The sequence below is a fragment of the Photobacterium sp. SP02 genome (assembly GCF_038519165.1).
Taxonomy (GTDB): domain Bacteria; phylum Pseudomonadota; class Gammaproteobacteria; order Enterobacterales; family Vibrionaceae; genus Photobacterium; species Photobacterium halotolerans.
This window is the reverse complement of sequence record NZ_JASJOJ010000115.1, coordinates 1-5,061: the sequence shown is the minus strand read 5'-3', so window position 1 is coordinate 5,061 and position 5,061 is coordinate 1. Positions and strand designations below refer to the sequence as shown.

Annotated in this window: 5 protein-coding genes; all 5 read left to right on the top strand. The window is 35.2% G+C overall.

Annotated features, from left to right (window positions below; all coding sequences use genetic code 11):
- The coding region (locus P0Y67_RS22220) for a hypothetical protein (RefSeq protein WP_342393635.1) at positions 1-1,205 on the top strand (1,205 nt) is incomplete at its 5' end.
- A 419-nt stretch (positions 1,206-1,624) separates the two neighbouring features.
- Positions 1,625-2,263, top strand: a complete 639-nt coding sequence (locus P0Y67_RS22215; RefSeq protein ID WP_342393634.1) for a hypothetical protein — start codon at positions 1,625-1,627, stop codon at positions 2,261-2,263.
- Between the two features lie 12 nt (positions 2,264-2,275).
- Positions 2,276-2,746 carry a hypothetical protein gene (locus tag P0Y67_RS22210; protein WP_342393633.1) on the top strand — a complete coding sequence of 157 codons (471 nt, stop codon included), beginning with the start codon at positions 2,276-2,278 and terminating at the stop codon, positions 2,744-2,746.
- Positions 2,747-3,543: 797 nt separating this feature from the next.
- Entirely contained in the window at positions 3,544-3,732 is a 189-nt protein-coding gene (locus tag P0Y67_RS22205; protein ID WP_342393632.1) for a hypothetical protein, read from the top strand.
- A 9-nt stretch (positions 3,733-3,741) separates the two neighbouring features.
- Positions 3,742-4,935, top strand: coding sequence for a hypothetical protein (locus P0Y67_RS22200; RefSeq protein ID WP_342393631.1), 1,194 nt, complete (start codon positions 3,742-3,744; stop codon positions 4,933-4,935).
- The last annotated feature ends 126 nt before the right edge of the window (positions 4,936-5,061 follow it).

The window sequence follows — 5,061 nt, the reverse complement described above, 5'->3', positions numbered from 1 at the left end:
ATAAATTAAAAAAATCAGTAATTGCAGCGCTAGGGTTATCTGTAATAGGTGGCTCTGCAGCATATGGATATTTCTATATAACGAATCCATATGATGAAGAGTATATGGAAAATTTGGAGTATCTTGTCAAGTATGCGGAAAAATCTGAAGATAAAATATCGCATATAAATTGGCCGATATATTTAGATATTCCAACAATACCTAAAATGGAAGTATGGGATGCAGTGAATCATTTACCTCAGATTCAGTTCTTTTCAACGGTACATTCGAAAGATGGTTATGGTTCTCTTTACACGATGAATCTTGATGGTAGCGATGTTCGTGTACTCTTTAGCCAAGAAGAAATTGGTGGTATACCTGAGATTAGAGGTTTATCTCGGCCTAGTCGTTCACCTGATGGAAGATATGTTATCAGTTCTATTCAACCAAGTCCCTTTAACTTTAGTTGTGTTCTATATGACTTGAAAACTAGAGAACCAATAGATTTAGGCAAGGGTCGTTGTTATAATTTTAATTGGGATGCTGAGTCTAATGGTGTTTATTATATAGGTGGCGATAGCTGGCAATCACCATTTTACTTTGATCTAAATAAACATAAATTGAGTAAGTTGTACCCTTCTGAAGATAATTTTTTTGAGGAACTAAGCTTCGAAAATGACTTGTCTGGAGGGTATCCAATTGAAAATGGTGAGTTTTTTATTCGGAAAGTTAAAGGTGATAAAAATAATCTTAACAAATACCATGGGAAAGGATTCAAGTTTAAACTACCGGATATGAAATATATAGGTGTTGAAGATTACTTTCCTGATGGGTGTTATTATGGGCAAAACGTAAGTGCCGATGGTAGATATTTTACTTGCGTATACTCGGAAGGCGGTAAGTATTATTATAATATAGATAAGCCACTTACAAAGATAGGGGAGGTTAAAGAGTCTTTAATTATCCAGGCTGGAACGTGGTATATGTCTGATATTACAAAAAAAATATTTAGAAAAATTAATGATGATGAAGAAGCACCAATCTCAGGAATATATTATTCCTACGAAGTAAGAAATAGGAAAGTTAATATTGGAAATCTGGCATATTATGTCCCGGAAGAGTTAAAAGAAAATTACGATCTTTTGAAATTTAGTGATAAATTTCCACCAATCCCAAGTGTAGAGCTATATCAAGAAACTTTAAATAAAATTTTAAAAGAGGGATGATTGATGGCTCAGGTTTTAATTTTTGGAATTTATTTTATGGGACGGGTTTATAATGAAAAAAGATAAGTTTCATCAGGAGAAAAATATTTACTCTACCTTGTGAAACTCTTACTTTCGACGGTAACGAGTGGTATGAAGAGTTGACCTATATATCTCAAAGCCAGCTTGTTACTAAGGTCAAACCAGAATATCCAATAGCATTCATTGACAAGTATGGGAAATTAAAATACGTCTTGATGACCGAACAAAGTGTGCTTATCTACGGAACCGAGAATAACAAAGACCGTACCCGGATTATTCGTGTTGACATCAGGAATATATCATTTCTAATCCAGCATACTGACCTGTGATAATTAAAAAATATGTAGATATCACCGAACTATTAAATTATGATGTTGGCGAAAGAAAGAATGATTACTATGAAAAAAAGTATGAAATCAACACTAAAACTCAGTTTGTTAACAACCTTACTCCTTGTCGGTTGTGGGCAAGATGAAATCACTGCTGAAAGTAAACAACCAGAAAAAGAGCTGTCAATTGTAGAGCAAAAAAATGCTCAGGAATGGGAGGATGGCCGGATATATGTTACAGAGCACAATTACATTAGCTATCAGAATAACAACGGAAAGCCAAAGTATTATGTTTATAAGGCGAAAGAATGGCCGCGCGAAGACTTAAGTAACGAAAGCTCTTACGATTTACCTCGTGTCGTGTTCAGTTGGGATAACGGTGAAGGCGAAACAGATGAGTATTATGAGCGAAAAGATAAAGTCTGGAGTATTAAAACAGACGGAACTGATCTACGGTTAGTTGCGGATGAGTTTGATGGAAGCATCCGTTTAATGCGAATGTCCCCGAATAACCGATATTTGGCTTTAGCGTATGCCAACAGTGATGGCATGTTCAAGGTAATTAAAGATATTAAAACGGGTGAGTATATCGAGTTGGGGAAATCTCGCGGTTATCCAGAATTTTTATGGGCGGAAGACAGTAGTTATTTATATTTTGTGGATGATTGGGAAAACTGGAAGTATATTCTAAATACAGACAAAAAATAAAAAGTAGATGTAATGTATAACGAGAACTCTGTGATATACGATGGGAAAAGATATGTGCTAAATGACTATGGTGTGGTTGTATTTGATGAAGATTCGAATAAAAGGCTATTTAATGTTAGCATAAATCCTGACAAAGAATCACTGGGTTCTTACAAATTTATAAACAAATCAATTAGCCCAACGGGTCGATTTGCCTGGGGAGAAAGTAGTCGGAAGCGATTTTTAATAGACACACATGAAAAGACATTTAGTTATGAAGATATAGAAGAAAGAAAGATAGGAAAGTATAAGTATTTTAAATTGATTGGTTTACATGCAAACTATACAAGAAATGGTGCAGGAAAAGTGGTTTTATTTAAGTTAAACGATAAAAAAGAACAGGATAAGAACTACACTTCTTGGGTCCAAATAGCTACAGGACATAGAGCTACAGGCTCATCACTTTATAATGCTTTTGTAAATGATGGAAATTTTGAGAAATAGGGTTTGACAATGTCGTTTGAAATGTGCTTAGCACCAAATTAATACATCTTTAGCGTATCTTTCAAAAAGAATTAAATAGAAGTAATGCAATACTTGAGTTCCCAAATTGGCATAATGAATCAGATTTAAGAGAAGCTAGGGAACTCAAAAATGCTCGGCCTCTCCAATTGATTCCTGTTGTTTCTTTAAATGACAAAGGTCAACGTGATCTATGGGCGACCGACGCTAACTATCGTTTGTGTGCTCTTAGAAATGGAAATCAAGGCAGAGAAGGTGAGTCCGATAAAAACTATTGCGGTCAACGGGCTCGATATGACCAATTCGAGATTTCAAAATGAAGAATACGGTTTTGCCATTAGTACCAGAGCTGAATGGTGAACCTCTCACAGCGTGTTCCTGTTCGGGGTGAATGACAGGCGGGTAAAGAGGATATTATCGCTGCCGGAACTGAAATCGACTGCCATGTAAAATAGTAATCCCATGAGCCAGACTAGAAATTAATTTTTGGATCAATACCGCAAAGTGACATGTTCAGGCGAGTACGGCGATTAAAGCAGTTGATTAGGGTATTCGATCTGATAGGGTTTCCTGATTACATCTTGATGACCGAACCTATTTTTCCTGTGTACGGAACCGGGAATTGAAAAGAATCATCGTGGGCTAATTCGCAACCCGATAGCTGATGTAAAACTGGTCACAGAACGCTGGCAGGCTTAAAGTCCCCGAGCATGATACCCCAAAATTCTATTCAGTTGTGTCATTAGCGGGATTGCTGAAAGAAGGAAGTTTCACTCTCTTTGATTGCAAATCCCAAAGATCCGCATGGTGCTGAATTCATTTTTACGGAAATTCCGTTTGAAGAACTGGCAAACGATCAAGACGAATGTGAAGAAATTGAACATGCTGAGATGGTTGACGAGTCCTTCAAAGAAGCAAAGAAAATTGAAGAACTCAGAAACCTCTGGCTGAACGCAACAAATTTTTAGGAATCAATCATGAAGAAAAAACTGCTGGCTTATAGTGTTGGGGCGCTTTGCGTTGGTGCAATCGCATACCCAGCGTGGAAAATGATTAAAGAGAAAATATCTTATCATAAGGATTATCAGGAGCAGTTGGATTTAATCGTTGAATTGATTGAAATAGAACGTTTGAAAACAAGAGATGATGCGATTTCATGGAGATTAAATATAACAATCCCAGAACAATTAGAATATGAAAAATGGGATGAAGATAATGAAATTCCAAGGGTGTTGTTTAAAGCACGAAAAAAAGGAGAAAAATATTCTAACCTTTTTTCAATGGGAATTGATGGGAAAGATGTCAAACTTGTTGCAACTTATGAGGATTTTGGATCAAAAATATTACCTTTCGGATATTTTACTAGTCCAAATCGCTCCCCGAGTGGGAGGTATATAATTTCTACATCTCATAAGAAAGATTATGGTTATGGCTGTACGCTTTATGATTTGAAAGAAAGAGTAGGGTATAGGTTTGCATCAGGAAGGTGTTTTGTTGAGTCGTGGATAGATAATGAAAAAATTGCGTTAGTTAATAATGACGGTCAATCAGCTGAATTAAAACTTGATTCAGCTGGTCTAGTATATTTAAAAGATATATATGGGTATGACTTTGATGATGCAAACAATCGATTCTTTTTAATAGATAAAAATAAAAAAGCAATCTCAAAAATAAAAAATGATAATGACTTCTTGGCGTCTGTTAATGGAGTTGGTGAGCAGATAATATATGATATGCCAGGATTCAAAAAACCTGAGAAAGGGAGTTTTCTATCTGGTGAATGTAATTCTGGTGGGGTTTTTGGAGTAAGCGATAATCTATTTACTTGCAATTATGATAGGCAAAATTTTGTATACAATGTATATAGTACAGATAAGCCAAAAGAAATTGTTGGGCAAAGTTTAGGATTTCGTGTAATTAAGTTAGGTAGTTGGGGGATGCAAGATGGATTTATATACAGAATTATTAAAACACATGAAAAGACACCGCTAAAAATAATTAAGTATTATTATGAGGCTAGTAATAAATATGAGATAAAAGTTTATGATGATTTGTATGTATCTCAAAAAATGCAAGAGGATTTTTATAAGTTAAATCTATCAAAATATTTTCCTGACTTACCAACAAAAGAGAAATATGATGAAACCCTAATTAAGTTTTTATATAAATAAATGTTGAAGAGATGGCTATTGTGTCCACTTCACCTATGCTGAAACCGTCGGTAGTGTTCAAAGTTTTGTGTCTTTTCCTACACTTCCTAAAAAAGGGAGAGACACATCATGGCTGATAAATACGAA